The organism is Arcicella sp. GW822-FHT02H01 (genome assembly GCF_058802005.1).
In genome coordinates this window covers 128,705-152,243 of the sequence record NZ_JBXANT010000002.1, presented here as the reverse complement: position 1 = coordinate 152,243, position 23,539 = coordinate 128,705, and the positions used below count along the sequence as shown (strand labels likewise).

14 protein-coding genes are annotated in these 23,539 nt (G+C 36.2%); 5 read left to right on the top strand and 9 right to left on the bottom strand.

Going from position 1 to position 23,539, the window contains the following annotated elements:
• Positions 1–10: 10 nt before the first annotated feature.
• The 3 genes from AC1RNE_RS20945 to AC1RNE_RS20935 are packed head-to-tail and all read right to left on the bottom strand — an operon-like array spanning position 11 to position 5,893.
• Complete coding sequence (locus AC1RNE_RS20945; RefSeq protein ID WP_492803862.1) at positions 11–1,120, bottom strand: NHL repeat-containing protein; 1,110 nt, start codon at positions 1,118–1,120, stop codon at positions 11–13.
• Between the two features lie 27 nt (positions 1,121–1,147).
• Positions 1,148–2,668, bottom strand: a complete 1,521-nt coding sequence (locus AC1RNE_RS20940; RefSeq protein ID WP_492803861.1) for a DUF1501 domain-containing protein — start codon at positions 2,666–2,668, stop codon at positions 1,148–1,150.
• Positions 2,669–2,671: 3 nt separating this feature from the next.
• Positions 2,672–5,893: a DUF1553 domain-containing protein gene (locus AC1RNE_RS20935; protein ID WP_492803859.1), complete on the bottom strand. Its 3,222-nt coding sequence runs from the start codon at positions 5,891–5,893 to the stop codon at positions 2,672–2,674.
• Positions 5,894–6,033: 140 nt separating this feature from the next.
• On the opposite strand from AC1RNE_RS20935, the gene AC1RNE_RS20930 reads away from it, so the two are divergent.
• Entirely contained in the window at positions 6,034–6,909 is an 876-nt protein-coding gene (locus tag AC1RNE_RS20930) for a helix-turn-helix domain-containing protein (protein WP_492803857.1), read from the top strand.
• A gap of 14 nt (positions 6,910–6,923) precedes the next feature.
• Here the strand turns inward: AC1RNE_RS20930 and AC1RNE_RS20925 are convergent, their stop codons facing one another.
• Together AC1RNE_RS20925 and AC1RNE_RS20920 are read right to left on the bottom strand one after the other, a co-directional pair.
• Positions 6,924–8,588 carry a PepSY-associated TM helix domain-containing protein gene (locus AC1RNE_RS20925; protein WP_492803855.1) on the bottom strand — a complete coding sequence of 555 codons (1,665 nt, stop codon included), beginning with the start codon at positions 8,586–8,588 and terminating at the stop codon, positions 6,924–6,926.
• 8 nt (positions 8,589–8,596) lie between these two features.
• The gene (locus AC1RNE_RS20920; RefSeq protein ID WP_492803854.1) at positions 8,597–8,878 is read right to left on the bottom strand and encodes a hypothetical protein; all 282 of its coding nucleotides are present in this window, start codon (positions 8,876–8,878) and stop codon (positions 8,597–8,599) included.
• Positions 8,879–9,266: 388 nt separating this feature from the next.
• Between AC1RNE_RS20920 and AC1RNE_RS20915 the strand changes: the two genes are divergently transcribed.
• The 4 genes from AC1RNE_RS20915 (at position 9,267) to AC1RNE_RS20900 (ending at position 14,223) form a co-directional block, all read left to right on the top strand.
• Complete coding sequence (locus AC1RNE_RS20915) at positions 9,267–11,579, top strand: TonB-dependent receptor (protein ID WP_492803852.1); 2,313 nt, start codon at positions 9,267–9,269, stop codon at positions 11,577–11,579.
• Between the two features lie 6 nt (positions 11,580–11,585).
• Entirely contained in the window at positions 11,586–12,893 is a 1,308-nt protein-coding gene (locus AC1RNE_RS20910) for a DUF4374 domain-containing protein (RefSeq protein ID WP_492803850.1), read from the top strand.
• A gap of 4 nt (positions 12,894–12,897) precedes the next feature.
• A complete protein-coding gene (locus AC1RNE_RS20905) occupies positions 12,898–13,305 on the top strand; it encodes a hypothetical protein (protein ID WP_492803849.1) in 408 nt (135 codons plus the stop codon).
• A gap of 423 nt (positions 13,306–13,728) precedes the next feature.
• The gene (locus AC1RNE_RS20900) at positions 13,729–14,223 is read left to right on the top strand and encodes a Fur family transcriptional regulator (RefSeq protein WP_492803847.1); all 495 of its coding nucleotides are present in this window, start codon (positions 13,729–13,731) and stop codon (positions 14,221–14,223) included.
• Between the two features lie 66 nt (positions 14,224–14,289).
• Here the strand turns inward: AC1RNE_RS20900 and AC1RNE_RS20895 are convergent, their stop codons facing one another.
• The 4 genes from AC1RNE_RS20895 to AC1RNE_RS20880 all read right to left on the bottom strand — a co-directional run bounded on the left by AC1RNE_RS20895 (position 14,290) and on the right by AC1RNE_RS20880 (position 23,434).
• Positions 14,290–15,228: a dihydrodipicolinate synthase family protein gene (locus AC1RNE_RS20895; protein WP_492803845.1), complete on the bottom strand. Its 939-nt coding sequence runs from the start codon at positions 15,226–15,228 to the stop codon at positions 14,290–14,292.
• Between the two features lie 155 nt (positions 15,229–15,383).
• Positions 15,384–16,934, bottom strand: coding sequence for a sodium:solute symporter family protein (locus AC1RNE_RS20890; protein WP_492803843.1), 1,551 nt, complete (start codon positions 16,932–16,934; stop codon positions 15,384–15,386).
• Positions 16,935–17,102: 168 nt separating this feature from the next.
• Positions 17,103–20,618 carry a malectin domain-containing carbohydrate-binding protein gene (locus tag AC1RNE_RS20885; protein WP_492803841.1) on the bottom strand — a complete coding sequence of 1,172 codons (3,516 nt, stop codon included), beginning with the start codon at positions 20,616–20,618 and terminating at the stop codon, positions 17,103–17,105.
• A complete protein-coding gene (locus tag AC1RNE_RS20880; protein ID WP_492803839.1) occupies positions 20,618–23,434 on the bottom strand; it encodes a glycoside hydrolase family 95 protein in 2,817 nt (938 codons plus the stop codon). The genes AC1RNE_RS20885 and AC1RNE_RS20880 overlap by 1 nt, the downstream gene beginning before the upstream one ends.
• Positions 23,435–23,539 lie beyond the last annotated feature (105 nt).

The window sequence follows — 23,539 nt, the reverse complement described above, 5'->3', positions numbered from 1 at the left end:
AATTTTTATTTTATACGCGAGTCAATTTTACGGGTGGCGTATGATTGGCATTCCATTGACAGATATAAAGATTCTTATCTTCGTCCACACACACATCATGCCCATGCTGAAAAATAGCGTTGGCTTGTTGAAGCGTAGGTTGCAAGATACCATTTTTATATATTGGGGCTGTCCCTCCTGGGCTAGCTACCACTTTATTGTTCTTATCCAGAATTGTCACAAACCCAGAATCTCCTCCTAATTTTTGCCCATTAGCGTCTTTCGACCAACATACACCTGCATAAATATTTTCTGCATCAAGTACGGGGCGACAAACGTACATACCGGGCAAATCAACTCTTTTAATAAACTTACCATCTAACGTAAAGAATTTAAAAGCATTTTCTTCTCTGGAAGTACAAATCAACACTGGTTTATTTTTATCTCGTAAATCAATGGCAACACCATGCGCATTATACAAATTATGTTCTTTATTAGCATTATGCTGTCCGCCAAAATGACGGATGTATTGCCCTTTGCTGTTGTATTGAATGATATAGTCAGAACCATAACCATCGGCTACATAAATATCACCGTTAGGTGCAACAGCCGTTTCAGTAGGCATAAAAGGTTCATTATCTTTATAAATACCTATCGTGCGCGGGTGACCAATCGTAAAAATTAGCCGACCATTTAAATCTGTTTTCAGCACTTGCCCTGCCTGAGGATTCCACTTACCAGTTTTGTCTTGATACCACCCACAGTCTACAATCAATAAAAAATCTTCTCCACCTTCTTTGGTTAACGTCAAACCATGTCCCCCAGGAAAAGCCGTTCCCCAAAAATCAAGGAGCTTGCCCGATTTATCAAAAATCAAGATATTATTTCTAATATCATCGCCCAACATAATCAATCGCCCTTTGCTGTCTTGCACCATTTCATGGCAATTGAAAAGCGGATTGGAGTTGGCACTAATTTTCGCCCAACTTTTATCCACTTTATATTGGTAATCTCCATGACCAATGATTAATTCTTCGGCTTTTTTGTCATTATGAAGGATAGAAAAACCAAAACTTGAGTTTGATAGCGCTGTTGCTGAGACTAAAGCTGTATTTTTAAGGAAATGTCTTCTAGTTGTCATCGTATTTTAGGTACTGTATTATTCAAATTAAGCTAATATATCTTTTACAACTTTCCCATGAACATCTGTTAAGCGAAATCTTCTTCCTTGAAACTTATACGTCAGCCGCTCATGGTCAACACCCATCAAATGCATTAATGTAGCTTGAAAATCATGTACATGCACAGGGTCTTTTATGATATTATAACTAAAATCATCTGTTTCTCCATAGCTCAATCCTGCTTTTACGCCTGCACCTGCCATCCACATGGTAAAACACCTTGGATGGTGGTCTCTGCCATAATCATTGGCACTTAGTTTCCCTTGAGAATACACTGTTCTACCAAATTCACCGCCCCAAATAACGAGGGTATCTTCTAACATTCCTCGTCTTTTCAAGTCTTTAATTAAGCCCGCTGTCGCTTGGTCAGTGCTTTTACATTGCTGTGCTATTCCTTGTGGAAGACTACCGTGTTGATCCCATCCTTGGTGATATAATTGTACAAACTTTACATCCTTTTCCAATAGTTTTCTTGCCAAAAGACAATTGGCTGCATACGTTCCTGCATCTCGGCTATCAGCACCATATAAATCAAATACTTCATCGGGTTCATCAGCAGTACTCATTACTTCTGGCACAGAGGTTTGCATACGATATGCCATTTCGTATTGTGCAATTCTCGCTTCAACTTCTGGGTCGGCATAGTTATCATTTTGTAACTTATTGAGTTTGGATAGATAATCCAACATCTCTTTTCTGTCTTTTCCATCATAACCTTCGGGGTCATTTAGAAATAAAACAGGGTCTTTACCCGACCTAAATTGTACTCCCTGATGTTTGGATGGCAAAAAACCATTTCCCCACAGACGAGCATAAAGTGGCTGGTCTTTTTGTCCATTTTTAGACACTAATACAATAAATATTGGTAAATTCTGATTATCAGAACCAAGTCCATAACTTACCCAAGAGCCTATTGATGGTCTCCCAGGAAGTTGATTGCCTGTCTGAAAAAAAGTAATGGCAGGGTCATGGTTGATGGCTTCTGAATGAATAGATTTTATAATACATAACTCATCCACCACGGCGGCAGTATGTGGTAATAGTTCGCTCACCCAAGTTTGATTTTGTCCATGCTGATTAAATTTAAAGGCAGACGGCACCATTGGTAAAGCACTTTGGTTGGCACTCATACCTGTCAGACGCTGTCCTTTTCTAACGGAGTCTGGCAAATTTTGTCCTGCCAAACTAATCAGTTTGGGTTTATAATCAAAGGTTTCAAATTGCGAAGGCCCACCACTCATGAACAAATACACTACCCTCTTGGCTTTAGGAGCAATATGTGGTAAAGCCTTTAGAATTTCTTCTTCCAAATTGGAGCTAGTATTTTCTTTGAGGCTCTTCTTAGGAGAATCAAAAAAACCACTTACGCCAGTCAACAAAGAGCCTACTGCCAGCGAACCTAGCCCCAAAGATGTTTTAGTCAAAAAACTTCTTCTGTCTAATTTATCATGTAAATGATTGAATTCGGGCGTATGAAGCCTAAATTCTTCGTCGTGATGATGTGCCATTTTCTATCTTTTAGTTAAAGTAGCATCTGAATTTAAAATCGTATTGGCCACCACAGTATTAGCGGCAATCATCGAAGTATCTAATTTCTTATCCACTACATACTGTCCCGCTTTCAATATTCCTTTTGCTTTTTGAGGATACTGTTGGAATTTAGCTCGCGACACTCGTTGCAACTGCGCTAATAAAGCTACCTCTTGGGGTTGTGGGGTTCTTCCTGTCAGTTTTCGATAAATGTAAACGATTCCCTTATTTACATCTCCTATTCTAGCCATTTGCTCACCCATTACTTTGCTTGCTTCCACAAAAGTTGGGTCGTTGAGAGTAACTAACGCTTGCAATGGTGTATTGGTTTTTTGCCTTCTTACCACACATGAACTTCGTGAAGTGGCATCAAAAGTAGCCAAAGTTGGATTCGGAACTGCTCTTTTTACAACCACATACAAGCTCCTGCGATAAACAGATTTACCAGAATCCGCTTTATAAGTGGTGTTGTTAATTTCCCAAAGCCCTTCTGGTTGATAAGGTTTCACACTCTTTCCGCCAATAATTGGATTCAGCAAACCACTAGCCATCAGCGCATTGTCACGAATCATTTCGGCAGTCATTCTATTAACAGGACCATGTGCTAACAACCGATTCTCTGGGTCTTTTTCTCGTGTTGCTTTGTTAACACGAGAATCCTGTCTATACGTTGCTGACATTACAATCAGCTTATTGAGTTTCTTAACATCCCACCCCGACTCTCTGAAAGTAATGGCTAGCCAATCTAAAAGTTTTGGGTGACTTGGCATTTCACCCTGATTACCAAAATCTTCGGTTGTTTTCACTAAACCTACACCAAAGAAATTTTGCCAAAAACGATTTACTGCCACTCTTGCAGTCAGGGGGTGATCTTCATGCGTAAGCCACTGCGCCAAGCCATAGCGATTTTTAGGTAAATCATCAGGGTAAGGCAATACCGATTCGGGGGTATTTGGGAAAACCTCTTCGCCAAAAGCATCATAATTCCCTCGTAGTAAAATATGGGCTTTTTTAGGTTTAGGCATTTCTTGCATTACCATTAATTCATCAATGCCTTCCGTAGAATCCGCCAACGTAGTTCGCAACTGTTCAAGTACTTTTTTTGAATGTTGTAATGCTGGATAAACAGCCGATAAATAATATGCTTTTAAAGATGATATTTCTGGAGCTGAGAGCTGATTGTTATTTTTAATAGCAATATTAGTCCAGCTAGCTTTTTGAGCAAGCACACTTATTTCATAAGGACTTAGTACGCGATTATACACAGAAATATCATCTACCTTTCCATTTTTAAATCCTAATCCACGCCACCAACCCCCAATTTGCAAACCAGGTTGTATGGCAGTGCGAAACAGAATATCTTTTTTCAATTGGTCTGTTTTAGTCTCCATACTCATTTCTTGCCCATTTTGGTATAGCCTAAAACCATTGGCTTTTGATGACCCATCATAGGTAATCGTCAACTGAATCCATTGATTACGAAGAACAGGTTGTTTGCTAAATTTAGTGATAGCATCGGATGGTGCCGTATGAGCCATATTTAGCTCTAATCTGTTGTCTTTCAGATACAAATGATACCCTCTGAAATTATACAAACGTTCCGCTTGACTTTTGTGTAGAATTACTCCTTCTTTCAATTCCTTTGGAATATTGACCCAAATGCCGACTGTAAAAGCTTGTGATTTACGAAAAACACCTACTTCGATCAAATCCAGAAAAACATCCCCATTCATTAGCATCATTTTTCCTTTTGGTGTGTTTTCCAAAACAGGCTTATCTCCCGTCTGCCCCGACTCCCTTTTCATTACAGCTACTTGTTTTGGGTTAACAGTATTTTTCAATGTGCCGTCTTCAAAAGTGTAAAGTGCTTGCAAGCCTATTTTGGGAATATTTTCTTTGGCTAATGTTTGATAGCTCTTATCGGCTATCCATTTTTGAAAACTACCGTCAGCCTCCTTACTTTGCTTGTCAATGGTTTTTTCTTGCTGAGCAATTTTAGTATTGATATAATGCAGTATCTGTTCCTGTCGCTTCGTTGGCAACATAATGGTTGGGGTGGGTAGGGCATCATCCCACGAAATTTGTCCAGCTTCTTTTACATTATTAAAAAAGCTAAACAACTGATAATAGTTTTTCTGCGAAATAGGGTCATACTTATGGTCATGGCATTTGGCACACCCCACCGAAAGTCCTAAAAAAGCATCTCCAAAAGTATTCGTCCTATCAATTACATATTCAGTTTGAAATTCTTCTTCAACAATACCGCCTTCCATATTTTGTTGATGATTACGATTAAAGGCAGTAGCAATCATCATTTCTTTGGTTGGTTTAGGCATCAAATCGCCTGCCAATTGCCAATGCACAAATTTGTCGTAAGACAGATTCTTATTAAATGCATTAATCACAAAATCCCGATAAGGCGACATATCTCTCAATCTATCTACCGTATAGCCGTGCGAGTCAGCAAAACGAGCTAAGTCTAACCAATCAACAGCCATTTTCTCACCATAATGTGGTGAATTCAACAAGCGGTTTACTTGTTTTTCATAAGCATTCGGGGAATTATCTTTCATGAAAGCATCCATCTCTTGTACTGATGGTGGCAAACCCGTTAAGTCGAGAGACAAACGACGCAGTAAAATTTCTCTGGAAGCTTCTTTTGAAGGGCTTAGTTGTTCTTCTGCCAACTTTTCTTGGATAAAATTATCAATCGGATTTTTCACCAATTCCTCCTTTTCTACTGCTGGCACATCAGGTATGGTTGGTTTTACAAAAGCCCAATGAGGTTTATATTCAGCTCCCTCTTTAATCCATTTAATCAATACAGCCTTTTCTTTGGCTGTCAAACTTAAATGCGATGAAGGTGTGGGCATTACATAATTGGGATCATCAGAAATAATTCTATGAAAGAATTCGCTTTTTGCTAAATTCCCTGGATTAATCGCTACTTTATTGGGGTTTTCTGGCAAATCGGCATAGGCAAATTCGGCTAAATCTAACCGTAAGCCTGCTTTTTGTTTGGCTTTGTCTGGTCCATGACAAGCAAAGCATTTATCTGAAAGAATCGGTTTTACATGAATGTTATAATCTAATGCTGCTGGGACTTCACGCATCGCTACCTCAACCTCTTCAGGTAATGTTGGCGAACATGAAAACAGCGCTAAACTCGCTAAAAAAATCAACAATATAAATATCCGTGTCATTATCATAAAATTGGGCAAACAATCTTACAAATGTATAATACAATATATTATTAATATTATACAAAACTGACCAATATTTTCACAAAGCCGACTTTTATTAATAGCTTTATGGCTATTATCATTCTCTTAAAATACTAAATATGCTTAGGAAATCATTGAAAAACACATTTTCGTTACTGAATGCAGATTATGTACAATTGAACAAAACTTGGAATTTCAAACATGTAATTAGTCCATTTTACAGAATGTATTTGATAGACGAGGGAGAAGGCATACTTTTTAATGCGCATGAGTCCCAAGTATTAGAACCTAATTATTTGTACTTAATTCCAAGTTTTACGGTTTGCAATTATCAATGTGAACGTTTTCTGAGCCAATATTATATACAATTTATCGAAGAATCCATCGACGGGAATGCCCTATTTTCAAACCATCAAAAAATCATCAAAGTACCTGCTCAAACGATAGATGTTGAGCATTTCAAAAGAATATTAGCATTGAATAAAGGACGAGGATTGACGCAATCAAACGACCCTAAAGATTATGAAAAACATCCTATTCTACAATCCTTCAAACAAATGAACGAAGCCTTAGATGCCTCGGCATTGATGGAAACACAGGGAATTATTATGCAGTTACTTTCTCGGTTTATGACCAAAGAATATTTCGATATTGAAGAGAAAAATGTAATTCCCTCTAAAATATTAGAGGCTATCAATTACATACAAACACATCTTAATACTAATTTAACGGTAGAACATTTAGCAGATAGAGCTAATTTAAGTCCCGATTATTTTTCAAGGATTTTCAATGAAAATACAGGAGAAAGACCTTTGAGCTATATTCAATATAAGCGAATAGAAAGAGCTCAGTTGCTGATGATTACAACTGAGCTCTCAATGAATGATATTGCTATCAAAACAGGTTTTGATAGTCTTTCTTATTTTTCTAGGATATTCAAACAAGTTATCCAACAAACTCCTAGTGAATACAAAAAGAACAACCGAATAATGTAATTCCTTGTTAGATTTTAGCTAAGAATAGGCTTTTCTAATACAGTACTGCCCTTTCTAGTCTTTTCTACTTTAGCCGATTTCCCATAAATACTCGTTGCAAGAAAGAAACTTATTGAGGCAATCAGTAACCAAAAAATATCTACAGCGGCTACATAAAATTGTTGATTAGCGAGTGACTTCCAAAGCCAGTCTCCTGTCGTAACCCCATTAGCAATAGGGACAATCAATGACAAAAATCCATTAATGTATAAATATCGCTTTGTTAAAACCGATTCATTTTTGCTAAATATGCCCACAATCATCAGTATCAACCATGATACAAAGAAAACAGTATTCACTAATGAACTATGGTTATTTAACGCCATTGGTATTACTCTTTCAGAGATAAATAAAATAGCTGTGGCTGGAAACAATCCAAAGCAAATAGCTAAATACCCCATTGTAATGCGGTGATGAAATCTTTTTTGTTTGTCGGTATATTCTTTCTTGTTCCTAGCTTCTTTCCAGATTAATACGCCACTAATAATGATAAAACAAGTAATGAGTGCTAGTATAAAAAACATGACTTTCAGGGCAATTCCTCCGAATTCTGCAAAGTGTATTGCCCCTATCGCTCCTAAAACAGCTTGTGTATAGGTTTTTTCTCTTGGCAATACTTCCATCACTCTTTTGCCATCTTTCAATGTAACGCCCAATACTCCATAGCCATTAAAAATAGTTTCGTCTTGTACATAAGCTGTTAAAATAGCATCTTCTCGGCCTAAATGCTTTACTGTTACTCTAGTTACTTCAATGTCAGGAATAGTCTTATAGAACTTATTCACCACACTATTAACACTCTTTAGGTTTGTATTGATGGGTGATTTCTCATTCACTTCAATTACTCTATCAGGTCTGAATGCTGCAAATGCCGCTTTTTGGTCCCCATTAAAAAACACAATCGTAGCAGGTGCTAATAACAAAATAGACAAACAATAAAATGCTCCAGTAACGGCGTACATCATTTGGAAGGGTAATCCGATGAGTCCGAAAACTGTGTGTGCATTTGTCCAAATTTGTTTCCAAGCGCCTTTGATAGAAAATCCATAAAACTTTGTAATGATATTTCGCCAGTGGATTAATACTCCAGTGATACTGGCAAATAGAAAGAAAAAAGCAACGAAACCAGCTAGGTACATTCCAATGATGGGAATTTGACTGAAATAATGCAAGCGAAACAATGTCTCACCGATGGTTGTTGGAGAGCTTTCGTGATTTTTCCCTTCATAAACTTGTAAGGTTTTGTTCACTGGGTGATATCCTAATTCTAAGAATTCGGCTCCTGTCTTTTTAACTTCCTTCTTTGAGTTTATATTTTTTTCGACCTTCTCTTTCATTGAAACCCAGACTGTCGTTAAAGGTTCTTTGGCTGTGCCAGGTTTGATAATAATGTCTTTTTCAGTATCTACCTCAGGGTATTGCTGCTTTACTTTTTGTATTATTTGGTCATATTCAAGACTATTTTCGGTCAATTGAATCCTTGCATTAGGGTTTTCCCACTGATAAAACTCCCCTCTAAAAATGGTAAATGCACCAGCAAAGAAAATAATATACAAGGCAAAGCTAATCACGATACCAGCAACAGTATGTGTATGGAAAAATATATTAAATGCTCTATTTGATAATCCTTTTAACTTCATTGTATGCTTTAGCGAATTAGGTAAATGATTGATGAACAAATTAGAATGCCTGCCAGATAGATACCCCATATTTTCCAACCACTTTTAGCTAAAAAAGCAATTGAAAGCAAAGCAGCCCATAATAAAAATGCAGTAAAAGTACCCGTAAGCATTACTGCCACCTTGTTTTGAAAGAGTATTCCTAATAATAAATGGATAGCAACAGATAGTAATAAACCACCTAAGATTCCTGCCGATACCTTCAAAAATCTTTGTCCTGAAGTAGATAAATATTCTTTTTTAGCTGGCATGTGTAAATAGGTTTATAATAAGGGTTACATGTATTAAAATCAGAAAACTATAAAACCATTTTTTCCCCAACACTGCAAATAACTGCACAACACTAGCAGATAAAATAAGGCTTGTGAGGTACATCAAACAACCAATTGTTCCACCCCATTGATATATAAAAACACCCAAGGAAACAATGAAAAGAAACAAGCCTATTGGCTTTTCATAAGAAAACGGAATTGTTAAGAGATCTTTTGGAAAGTATTTTCCCTTTGAATAGTACAATAAAATTCCGATTAAGTTAAAGTATATAGCAATCATAAAATATTTTTTTGCAAATATTATTTTTATTTAGACTATTTCCAAATTAAAGTCTAATTTTGTTGCACAATAATCCTAATCCAAAAAATGAGACTAATTTTCCTTTTTATGTTAATGAGCTTTCAGCTATTTGCTCAACAGAGCGCGGTTGATGGCGTAGTAAAAGATGCTCAAGGGCAGGCATTACCCTTTGTTACAGTATCGTTGAAGAATACGAAAAATGCAATTATTACCAATGCTGATGGGTATTACAAACTAACCAAGATTCCACATGGTGAGCATATCTTAGTTTTTAGTGCTGTGGGTTTTCAGACCTTAGAACATAAGTTCACAGTAAGCACTTCTTCTAAAACGGTTAATATTCAATTAGAAGCATCATCTAAAGAATTAGACGAAGTCACTGTCAAAGCAGCTGCGCAAGCTAAAGTGCAAGAAACAAAACCGCTTAGTATTAAAAGCATTGAAATTAAAGATGTTGTTAATCAAACTGTATTGTTAACAGACGTACTTGACAAAATTTCGGGCGTGCGTATTCGTAGGTCAAGTTCACTAGGCGAAGCTTCTGATATTTCAATTAACGGCTTGAGAGGGAATGCTATTAGGGTATATATCGACGGCATTCCAATGGAGTTTATGTATCCTTCATTTGATATTTCAAACCTACCCTTAGGAAATATCAAGCGTGTAGATGTTTATAAGGGTGTTTTGCCTGTTGACGTTGGTTCAGATGCCCTTGGTGGTGGTATTAATATTATCACTGAACAAAAGGCTTACAATACCTTCAAAGCTTCTTATAACATTGCCTCTTTCAATACCCACTTGACGGACATCAACCTTGGTCTGGCCAATAAAAAGAATTATTTCTTGAATGCTTCTTTCGGCTATAATTATTCAGATAATAATTACAAAATGAGAGCATTGGTGTATGAAACCAACAAATATGAACAAGTAAAACGTTTTCACGATACTTATCGCTTTTTGTATGGTAGCATTACAGTGGGTACTCATAGCAAACCTTGGGCTGATGAATTCAGACTTTCACTAAATTTATCGGGCGGAGACAAAGAATTACAGAATGGTGCAAGAATTACGAATACTGCTATAGGCGAAGCAAAATATACGGCAAGAAATTTATCTGCTGTATTAAAATATGAAAAGTCGTTCTTGAATGAAAAAATATTGTTGCGTACGCTTGGCAATTATACTGACCAATCTTTAAAATTTGTAGATACAACAACCAACGTATATAGTTGGAGCGGTAGCATCGTTGGTAAAAACCAAGCAGGCGAATATTATCTTGGAAATACTATCAATTATACGCAGGGGCTAACCAACAGAACGAGTATTGAATATCGAATCAATGACAAGCATAAATTGTTATTGTCGAACTTATACGCTAACCAGAAGTTAACGGGTGTTGATTATTTGAAAGAAAGTAGTGAAAGAGACTATTTAACGATACCGCAGTATTTAACTAAAAATATCGCTGGCTTACAGTATGAAGGGCTTTTCGGAGAAAAAACTACGTTATCTGGAGCCATCAAAAAATATGATTATATGTTGGATGGAGCAGAGAACAATACCTTCGCATTGGTCAAAAAGAATGGAAATTTTTGGGGTTGGAACATGGGTGCAAAGTATAACTTTAATGAAAACACTTTCATGAGGGCTTCCTTTGAAAGAGGATATTTAATCCCCCTTTTCACCCAATTTGTAGGAAATGGAGGCGATATTCTTAGAAACACTGATTTATTACCTGAAAGTAGTGATAACCTAAATGTGGGGCTTTCTAATAATCATAAAATAGGCGACAATATTCAGTTAAGTACCTCATTAAGTGGTTTCTATCGCCAACAATACAATATCATTTACCTAGGAAGTTCAGTATTTAGAAGATATGAAAATGCTGACCAAGTTAGAACCTTAGGTGGTGAAGGAGACATTTCTGTTTGGTATAAAAGAGCCGTTAATCTGAAAGCAAACCTTACTATCCTTAGTAAAACCTTTACGGCTGTTTTAGATACACGCAATAATTATTTAATTGGAACGGCTTTTCCAAATTACCCAACCACCTTTGGTAATGTAGAATTATCATGGCAACAAGCTAATTTCTTATCACAAAAAAACCTGATTCGCTTCTATACTTTTTATAACTATATCGGAGCATTCAATCACATTTTAGTAGCAGCGAGCAATTCTCCTACAACAACCCCAGATGCCTATGTACCCGTCCAGCATCGTGTTGATTTGGGTTGTTCTTATAAATTAAGCAAACAGAATCTTACCCTATCATTCAATATTCAAAATCTATTGAATGCAGAACTTTATGATAATTTCTTGGTGCCTAAGGCAGGTATCAATTTTAACGGAAAACTAATTTACGAAATCAATAATTTTTAAATCCTTATGAAAACGAATAAACTATTACTTTCTGTTTTACTTTTTGCTTCAGCTATCGCTTGTAAAACTGATGAACCCGTAGTAACAGAGGAATCTAAATATTTGGAAGAAGGCTATGTCCTTAGTACATTATCACAATCTACTGCCAGCAATGCTTTTTATATTGGTCATTACACCACTATCCCTGGTGATAATATGGATATGACGGCAAAGTCTTCTTATGAGTATTTTTATCCTAGAGCTACTTGGAAAAACTTTATGTTTGGCCAATCACTTAAAAATGAACAAACTCTTTCAAAGCAAGCTGTTTTAAAGTCAACAGGTTTAATGACCGAAGTTGCCTCTATTCCACTGCTAAGTTATGTTTGGGATGTTGAAATCATTAATGAAAACTTGGGTGTTTATACAACTGGTGTAAACCATTCGGTCCATTTATTTAACCCAACTACTATGGAAAAATTGGGTGATATAGATATGTCAAAAGCGATGGATATTCCAGCCAACGATCGTAATAACTATAATACCATTATTTACAGAAAACAGGATAATAAGCTATTCCTTCCATTATATACTGACAATTCTAAAACTGGTAATTTTTATGATTCTCAGAATGTTTATGTAGAAGTAATCAACCTGACAACTAAGCAATGGGAAAAAACATTGACAATAGAGCAAGCAATGTATCCGATTTCGAGAGGTTTGGAAAATAGCATGGTTGATGAATCTGGTAATATTTATATTCTTACACAAGGTTCGTATGGACTTGATAACCAATTAGGGCCAAATGCAGCGAAACGTTCTCGTCCCCAAATTTTAAAAATTCCTGCCAATACTACAGAATTTGATGCTACCTACAAATTCAATCCAGTTGATGGTATTGGCTTAAATAACCTATTAGTTCAATTAGCAATGGGTACTATTTATCATGAAAATGGTATTGCGTTTGCTGCTATATCAGGTCAATCAAACTCTGCAAGGGTACTTGAATTGGTTGGAAAATTAGCGAATGGCACTATCACAGCCGTTGAATACCAAGAATTATCTAACAGCGTATTCAATGACCCAGACCAACGTTGGGTAAAACTGGATTTGAATGCTAAAACAGCTGCTATTATTCAGGATATTCCGCTTACAGCCGCTTATGCTTATCCTTTTTCTTATAAATATGATAGCAAATTTTACTTCAATGTAAACAATGCAAATTTAGGATTAAACGGATATTACGTATATGACCCTGTTACGGGTAAGGCATCAAAAGCTATCAATATTGCTAAAGGTGGCGTTGTAAATCATTTTATTAAACTGACCAAATAAACTAATGAACAACGTACAAAAAATAATTACTCTCTGGATACTATTCGTAGTATGTATGATTCTCCATTTTAACTACCATGTTGGTGAACTGTTTTATGGAATAGAGATTAAAAGACCTAATGCTACAGGAGTTGTACCGCCTAGTGCTGCCATCATTAGATTTATCTTTGAAATTTTGCCAATGTCGTTGATAACTTTTATTCTATTTATCGAAAAGCCTATCATTCGTAAAATCAATTTTGGTATTGCTGTAATCTTTGCGTTGGCTAATTTGGCTCATTTAGTTGAAGAATTTATGAGTCCTAAGTTAGATTTATCTCAGTTGAACCTACTAAGCTTTGTATTCATTAGTAGTTTATTACTAACCCTAGCAAGCTGGAGATGGTTGAAAGAAGAAGATTTGAATGCTTAACAATGACTTAAAAATCATTGGGTTTGTTTTTCAGAAAGTTGTTACTTAAAATAAGTCTAAATAATTTTTGTTGTTTATTTAGATTTAGTCTAATATTGCATAATAATTAAAAGACTTATTTTAATTAACAGTTTTTAAGCTGAATCATTCTTAAACCAACATTTATGAAAAAGTTAACTTTCCTACTTACCTCTATTAAAGACTTGGTTTATGCATAAAATGCCCTTTAGATTTTAAAGGGCATTTTATGCATCCTTTTTGCTTTTTAGTCTAAATAAGGTTGTTTATTACGAACACATATATTCATAATATGCTGATTGTCAATTTATAATTTCTTTAATGGATAGTCTATCAACCTGATTACATTCTTCCCCTATTTTCCAAAAATAAGCAATTATAGAAAATCAACACGCAAACATTAATATGGCTCTCTCAAATTTAAATACTGTTAAAATCTTCTTTAAAGAATTTTTAGATGCTAAAGGCTATCGTAAAACACATGAAAGATTTACGATTTTAGAACACATCTATGAAAGGAATGACCATTTTGAAGCCGAAGAACTTTATATTGCCATGAAAGCCTTAAATTATCATGTCAGTAGAGCAACAGTTTATAATACCTTGGAGATTTTGGTTGAGGCTGAACTAATTATAAAACATCAGTTTGGCAATAAAATTTCATCAAAATATGAAAAAGCTTACGGTCGTCGACAACATGACCACGTAGTATGTACTGATTGTCAGAAAGTTACAGAGTTTTGTGACCCAAGAATACAAAATATTCAAAATATGGTTGGTGAATTTTTTAATTGTGAAATCCTTCATCATTCCCTTACTTTTTATAGCAAATGTAAACAACAAGATTGCAGTGAAAAGCTAAAAATGAATGTTAAAGAAGATAGAAAGAAAGGCGAATAATATAAATAATAGCATCTTTAAATCATTCAGTATTACTACTTTGATTCAAAGATGCTTGGCAAAATTTTAATAATTTAAGGCAGGTTTTAAATCAAGTTCATCTTGCAAAACCCCATAATTACTGTATAATTTTTCTATCTCTTTCGTAATAGTAGATGTAAATGTACCTACTTTTCTACGCGTAAAAGTAGAAATATCTAAACCTCTTTTTTGAAGGAAATATTTTGAAACTATAGGATATACGTTGTGCATTACATCCATGTTATCTATCAAGAATTTTTGCACTCGCGCTACTTCTTTTTGCTGTAATACATCGTCATAATTATCACACAACCATACTATCAATTCAGGAAAATAATTGCCTTGTATACACGAAAGCCCCGCCGAACCCGCCTTTAATGATTCTACTGCATGACCCATATAGGCATCATAAAGTCCGAATTTACGTCCCGCAGTCAGGCTTATTTTTTCATTTACTTGGTCAATATCCAGACAAGTATCTTTATGATAAATTACCCTGCCAGTCGCTACAAAATCTTTTAATTGGCATGGCGAAAGTACTCTTTTATAGGGAACAGGACATTCATAAAAGCCCACTGGAATTGAATCCGTTTTCGCTAATAAAGAAAATACCCTCTCGTTGAATACTTCATCCGCTTCATTTTCATCCGCTAATAAGCTGGTTATCAAGATGACAGCCTCTGTACCTGTGTCATTTACTTTTTTGACAAAGTCTGCTTGCTTTTCGATAGCACCGCCAAATGTTCCCGTGGCTACTACTGGTACAGCACCATTCACAACCTTGATCACGTGTTCGATTGACTGTATTCTTTCTTGATCTGAAAGCTCAAACATTTCACTTGAAAGACAATTGGCAAACAAACCACTTGCACCAGCCTCAAGATAAACTTCTGTTAGTTTTGTTAAAGCATCAAAATCTATATACCCATTGTCATTAAAAGGCGTAAGCATGACTGGGATAAATCCTTTTTTCGATTTTTCCATTTTTATTAAATTAGATAACCTGCTTTACCGATTCTTTTCAACAATAACAATGCATATAAGGCACGAAATCTTTGAAAAAATGGCACAGAGATTCTGGGGGGTAAAACAGTATTGTTTACCCCAAAAAGTTTAAAGTGAAAAAAAATATATTGTTTTTAACCTTGTTTTCTGTACTTAGTAATAAGAACTCCTGTGAGAAAAATGCTCAGAGTACCTATTACAATAATCATATTTTTATGTAGCGAACTTCTTAAAAAAACATATTCTTCTGGAATACTTGATGAAAAGGTCATCCAAACAATTACTAAAATCCCTACTATTGTAGCAATCAATGCTTCATGATTTTTGCTTTGGCGACTAATGATTCCTAACAAAAACAAGCCTAACATTCCTGCTGCAAAAATGCCTGACAACTGCCACCACACATCCAAAACACTCTTTACGCCAATCATCGCAATGCCCGTTCCCATCCCTAATAAACCAAACACTACTGTTGCGATATGCAATATTTTCATCTGTTGTTTTTCACTAACGTCTTTCTTGATATAACGTTGAAAAATATCAACAGAAAAAACCGTAGCCGATGAATTCATTCCTGAACTGATGGTACTCATCGCCGCAGACAAAATAGCTGAAATAATTAAGCCCATTAAGCCCACTGGTATTTTTGTTACCATAAAATGTGGCATTACTTTATCGCCATAATCTGCTGGCTGTAAAGTTGCCATGATTGATTTAATTTCCGTCACTGAACCATTAGGAAAGCGTTCTACTGCTACTTGATGCTTAACGGCTTCAATCAATTCAGGATGTACTTGATAATAAGCAAACAAACACGCCCCTATTATAAAAAAAATCAAAGACGCGGGTAAGTATAACCATACACAAAGCCAAAGCGATTTGGAAGCCTCTTTCTCTGACGACGTTGTATGATAACGTTGTATATAATTTTGATCCATCCCAAAATTATTGAGGTTGATAAAAAAACCATACAACAAAACCACCCAAAACGACGACTGTACAAAATCAGGAGAAAAACTCCCTAAACTAAATTTATGATTTACTTCGCCTATTTCTACAATTTTACTGACACCGCCCGGCATTTCATTCACAATCAGATAGAGTATTAATAATGCTCCAAATGTCTTGATAACTGCCTGAACTACTTCTGTCCAGATAACTGCCTCAATACCGCCTAACACGGTGTAAATAATAATACAAACACCCATTACTAGCATGATTAATTCCATAGAATAACCCGTCAGTGCTTGTAAGCTAAGGGCTATCCCAAAAAAGATTGAACCCATTCTAGCCAATTGTGTTAATAAAAAACATACTACCGCATAAGTCCGTGCCCAAGCACCAAAACGGTGCTCAAAGTGTGTATATGCTGATACTTCGCCCGTTTTTCGGTAAAATGGCACAAAATATTTTGATGCTACCCACGCTGCTAAAGGCATGGATAAGCTAAACACAAAGGCATTCCAATTACTCCCAAACGCTTTGCCAGGTACGCCTAAAAAAGTATTGCTACTCAAAAAAGTAGCATAGATAGATGCCCCTATTGCCCAACCTGGAATTTTACCAGAGGCTGTTGTAAATTGCTCAGCGTTTTTATTCTTTCTTGAAAAATAAAACCCTACCAAAACCATTCCTATCAAGTAAATAATAATAATGGCTAAATCAAAAACTGGAAGGTTTTTCATGTATTCTTAATACGGGATTGTATGATTATAAAACTGTATTTGGTTCTATATTCAACAGGACAAATATACAGTAGTATTTCTCTGATTATTTATAGGATTTTTCTTTAGTATTATACGATATTATCTTGTTACAAGTTTTTGCAAAGATTTTTTCAATAAATCAGCAATTTATTGCACATCAAGGGCGTCAATTGACAGGTTTTCAGCATCTTCCGAGGTCAGTTTTAACTGATAAGTCCCCGCATTTATCATCGTTCCTGTACTAGTATTATAGTAACTCCATTTACCTTTTTTGGAAGGAGGAAAAACAATCAAATCACCTTTTTTGATTACTGTACCATTGGTCGTAACCATATCAAGCCTAACTTTCAATGATTGTTCAGTAGGATTATAATACTTTATGGTTAAAGAATATGTATCTGCCACACCAACGCCAATGGTCCATTCCATCGCACCTGCGGAAGGCTTTTTGAAAGAAACTCTTTCCTTTTCCATTAAAAATTCTTTTACTATCCCTGCTCCTGATAATTGAGCATTGATAGCTTTATAACTCTTGATGGTTTTTAAGTCATAAGCTGGTTCTATCGTACTAGTTTGATTAATCATCACTAAATAATGTGGTGACTTTTCTGAATTAGCCCCAAGTACAACCTTCTCTCCTTTCAAAAAGCGTTTTCTCAATACTTTAAATGACACTCCATTTTGATACGTTGTTTGAATCAAAAGTCCTGTTTCTTCAAAGCTAGCAAGCCACGCTGGTTTTTGCATTACTGTTTCAGCTATCGCCACAAAAACATCAACATTTTCGTTGACTGTAAAAGTAAGCTTTTCTGATGAATCATTTTTCGTAAACTGTAAGGATTCTGACCCGAACAAATTGGCTGGTAATGATACTATTTTCGCTTCGTCATCGGCATATAGTTTGTCACCAGTATCTAGCCAATGCTGAATTTTGATTAAAGGTATTTCTTCCGATTGAATTAAACTCGAATTAGTAGCAGTTGCTTTTAATTTTTTATCTAAACTGGCTATCGCTATCGCTGAAATCAATGCTTGACCAGATTTGATATTCGGGAATGAAATGATTAATTGACCACCTGATATTTTTACTTTTATGGTTTTCTTCAAGGCTCCGTCATGCCCAGCTTCTTTCCAAATATCTAGGTTTTTCAATACTGTTTTTTCGTTCACTGCTACATCAAACAAACGCCAGCCTGTGCAATCCATTCCGCCTCCTGTACCCAACCAAGGTTCTGTAAAATATAATTCTACTAGATATTCTCCATCAGGCACATCAAAATGGTATTTTAATTTATCACGACCATAACGAAAGGTCTGGAATAATTTCCAATCAGACGTACCCTTAATTGGGTCAAATGTTCTTCGTTGACTTGCAAAAAAATTAGGGATTCCCTTAAAATCATCCGTCCATGAACTAGAGCCCCAAGTATTTTTATTTGTCTTGTGCTGATCTGCCAACCACTTATTCCCTTGCTTATCCGTCAATTGGTTTCCCCCACAGTTTACTCTGTATAAATAATGATAACCTTTTTGTGAGCTTACTAAGTCTTGTTTTCCTTGATAAAGTACCTTAAAATGTGGTGCCTCTGGAAGATGATTTAATACGATATAATCTTTGGCAACGGCTTTTCCATTAACATAAGCTACAGCACACAAAACATTGTATTGTATATCAACACCATCCCATTGAAAATGGCTACCTATTCCATTTCGTTTTCTTTTTCCCAAGGAAACATGATTTACGTCATTGAACAATTCTACTTCATCAGCATTAGAATATACGATGATGCTATCTTTTTTACCTGTAGTTGTCCAACGGTCTGGCCAAGTATGCGAGGCAATATAAACCATTGGCTCTGTTATTTTAGAAGCATAGTTTGCCCGAAACATATAAAAAACATCCAATGGTTCTTCCCAAGGCGTTAATAAGCCTTTGTAATTAACAGGCCCAACACGGTCTAATTCACGTAGACCTTCACCGCCTTGTACTCTCCCAGGATTTTCGTGCGAATTAAAAAGCCAAAAGAAGTGACCCGTGGTTTTATCTTTAGCAGCTTCTGCTAAACGCACCTTCAATTCCATCAAATTGGTCATTTTATCTTCACTAAAACCCTCGTTTTTATGCAAATCTAGGGTTCGCCAAGCACCGTATTCACCAATTAATACTTGTCTTTCTACATCCTGACCATATAAGTTAGGGTCACCCCCATAAGTACCTGTCCAGTTCTGAGGAACATCCCAATCAGTCCCTTTTCCTCCATTACAAGTAGTTATCTTGCGTTGTGAAGATGCTGTCGGGTCAAGTTGGCGAATAATATCGCTACATTCTCTGGCAAAATCCTCGGGTAAAGTACTTTCATTTTCTAAACCCCAGAGTACTATAGATGGACTATTTCTACGTTCTTTAATCCAGTCTTTTAAAAGTATCTTGAAGTTTTCTCTAAAAGCAGGTGTATCATACCACACATGAGCCGCCATTTGTGGCCACCAAAGTATACCCGATTTATCCCAATATTGTTGATAAGCTAAATTATGTGGTTGGTGAGCATCTCGAAAAGCATTAAACCCAGCCGACTTTATTTGCTGTACCCTAGCATAAATTTGCTCTTTGCTAAAGGCATGGCTATTTCCGATTAGGTGCTCATATTCAGCAATACCGTTGATAAAAACTGGCTTTCCGTTCAATAAAAACTGTTTTGAATCTTTTTTCCCAATTGGCCAACTAATCGTGCGGATACCATAATCTGTTTTTATTTCATCTATTTTTTTCCCATTTTCAAATATAGTTGTCCGTAATTGATAGAGATACGGGTCGGTTAAAGACCAAAGATGTGGGTGATTGATGGGGAAAAACTGTTGGTTAATGGTGACAGTAGCATTCGAAGCAACTTTCTCTTGCGTCTCCGCTTTTGTTATGGTTATACCTGTTTTATCGATTAGTTCATTCAGTATCGTAATCGTTGCCGATGTTTTTCCATAATTCTTAATCTCTGTTGTTAATTTCAGCGTAGCCGATTTTTCTGAAGCAGTTGAATCATTCCAGATATGAATACCAAAAGGAGCTATTCGTACTTCATTAGTAACGATTAAATGAACTGGTCGGAAAATACCTATGGGTTGGGAACCCTCAGAAAAGCCCCGTTCAGGCGAGCATCCCCCACAAACCCAAGGTAAATCTTGGATATTAGCAGGGTGGTCGGCACGAACTGCTAATGTATTTGGCTGATTATACGATAAAATATGTTCTGTAACATCTAATGTAAAAGTAGTTCTTCCACCCGAATGCGTACCCACTTTTTTACCATTTAACCAAACAGTGGCATAAGAACTCACCCCTTCAAAATATAAGAAAAAACGTTTCCCCAGTTTTTGTTCTTTTATTTTAAAGCTTTTGCGATACCATGCATAACCGTGCTTATTGCCATGTAGCATTCGTCTATATCCTTCGTACTGGTCCCAATTATGCGGAACATTTACATTTTTCCAAGTTGCGACTGAAAATGTATTTTGCTCAAAATGGGCAAAAGCTTTGCAAAGGGTATCGTTTGCTGTAGTAAACCAATTGTTATCTAATGAAATATCCTTGCGAAGAAGTGTTTGTGCTTCGGAATGATGGGACAAAAAAAGTGTCAGAATTAAAAAACGATATATGAATATTCTCATTATTGCAACGCTCCATTAAATGTATAAATTTTACCCTTCGTGGTTTTAAAATCAAGCACTTTATCCCCATACCTCAAAACACATTTTTCTCCTGCTTTTGATAATATTTTCAGACTTACCAACTTTCCTTCTTTCCAAATAAAATCTAATTCAAAGCCACCTCGTGCTTTGATTCCCTTTACAGTTCCTTCTTTTAAATCACTTGGTAAAGCAGGCAATAAATCAATATATTTTGTATGGCTTTGAATGAGCATTTCAGCAATACCTGCGGCACCACCAAAATTACCATCAATTTGAAATGGTGGATGCGCATCAAACAAATTTACATACGACCCTCCTGCTCCACTCGCTGGACGAATCAGCATTTTAATCATTTTCATGGTATGGTCTCCATCTTTGAACCTAGCCCAGAAATTGATTTTCCAAGCCAAACTCCATCCTGTTCCTTCGTCACCACGATAAATTAATGATTGTCGCGCCGCCTTCATCATATCTGGCGATGTTTCCCAAGTAATGTCATTGCCAGGATGAACTCCCCATAAATGCGACACATGACGATGTTTGCTAGTGGTATCATCTTTGTCTTCTAGCCACTCTTGCAACTGTCCGTATTTCCCAATTTGGTTAGGGGCTATCAGCTTATATTTAGTTAATAAAGTATCTCTAAAAGCCTTGTCAATTTTCAATACTTCACTGGCTTCAATACAGTTTTTGAATAAATTCCGAATGATTTGATGGTCCATCGTAGGACCTGCTACCAATCCCCCATTTTCTGGAGAATTAGAAGGCGTACTGATTAACCAACCCGTTTTAGGGTCTTTTACCAAGAAATCTACGAAAAACGCTGCCGCTCCTTTCATGATAGGATAAGCACGGTTTTTCAAGAAAGCTTTGTCTTGGGTAAATAAGTAATGTTCCCACAGGTGCTGACTCAACCATCCGCCCCCACTCACCCAAATACCATGATTTGAAGCATTGATAGGAGCCGTTCCACGCCAAATATCAGTATTGTGATGCACCAACCAACCTCGAGCATTATAATGCATTTTAGCAGTTTCAGCACCTTTTTTAGCTACTTCATCAATCATCTTGAAAAGAGATTCATGCATAGGCGATAGGTTCAACACTTCGGCTGGCCAATAATTCATTTCTGCATTAATGTTGGTGGTATATTTACTTCCCCAAGGTGGTGTCAGCAAGTCATTCCAAATGCCTTGTAAATTAGCAGGATTCGTTCCTAATCTGGATGAAGAAATTAGCAAATACCGCCCATATTGAACATAGAGGGCTGCGAAAGATGGGTCTGAATGATGTTGAAATTGTTGTATCCTTTCATCTGTCGGCAACTTGTCCATATTATCTTTTCCAAATTCAATCGAAAAAGTATTATAATATCGTTGGTATTCTTTCAGGTGGTTTTGTTTGATGGTAAGAAAAGCTTTTGGATTGGTAGCGGTAAGTTGTTGAATACTTTTTAACCTCTTTCTACAAATTTCTATTGGATTCGCAGATGTATTTGCATAATCAATAAAGTTGGTCGCAGCTACTAAATAGAGCGTTACATCATCTGATTGTTCTACTGAAATTTTATTGTCATTGACACTAATTTTCCCATTTTTAGCAACAATCAAGAGATTACTTTCTCCTTTCAAAACACCATTTCGAACTTTTACAGATAAGGATAAGGTATGATTATCAATTTTGTGAACTTCAAAGTATTTATGCGGACTTGTCAAACTAGCTTCAAAACTAATACTTTTCAGTTGACTGGCTGAAAGATGTACCACTATTGCCTGATTGGGTTCACTGGCAAAATATTCTCTGGTAAAGTTTACTCCTTTTGATGTATAGCTTGTTTTAGCAATAGCCTCTGATAGCGATAATTCTCTTTTATAGTTGGTATAATTTTCAGTTCCTTTAAAATCAAGGAATAAATCTCCAAAAGGTTGATAATCTGCTTGGTATTTTCCAATAGCTGGTGGCTCGTCGTTTTGAATAAAATATTTCCAATCTTTCACTAAAGATATTCTTTGAACGCCATTCTCTCCTGCTGGATAAATCCCGATATGTCTGGTAGTGTCTTTATACCCTGCTATTCCACCTTTATCAAAGTAATTAATTACCTGAATAGCGATGCTATTTTTTCCTACTTTTAATACTTCAGCAGGAATCTCATATTTTCTAATATCTATGCTATTGGTTGTATCGATTAATTTTCCATTTACATAAGTAAAATCATGGTCACGGACTCTGTTTAAATCTAATATCAAGTTTTTACCTTGCCAATTCGCTGGTAAATCAAAAGTAGTCCTGAACCAAAGAGCCCCATCTAGCCCTTCCAGCCCTACCGTTTCCCAACCTTCATAAGTTGGCACTTTGATAGTCTTCCAAGCAGTATCATCGAATTTTTCGTCCGCAGGATTTCCAGAAAATTCCTTTAATAACTTTAATCCCTTTAGCCAGTCTTCCCGTTGCCCTTCATTACTTTTCGTGCCCATGAATTTTTCTTGAGCCAACAGTTCAGCCTCTTTTTGCTTTCCTTCTTGTATTAATCGACGAATTTCGGCTAAGTGCTGGGCAGCATTTGGACGATTATAATTCCTTGGTTCACCTGTCCACAACGTTTCTTCATTAAATTGTATTCTATCTTTCTCTACTCCTCCAAAAACCATTGCACCCAATCTACCATTTCCGATTGGTAAAGCGTCCGTCCATTTTTCCGCAGGCTTTTTGTACCAAAGTTTATAAGCTTGGGCATTGGTAAGCAATGGTAAAAAAATAAAAAGAAGGCTTTTGAGTAAAGAAGTGGATTTCATGATGAATAGTCTATGGATTTGTCAGTTAAGGGATTTAAGTATAACATTATGTATAAAAATATTACTCAACTCTTACTATTAGGGGGCGACTTAAGTCGCCCCCTA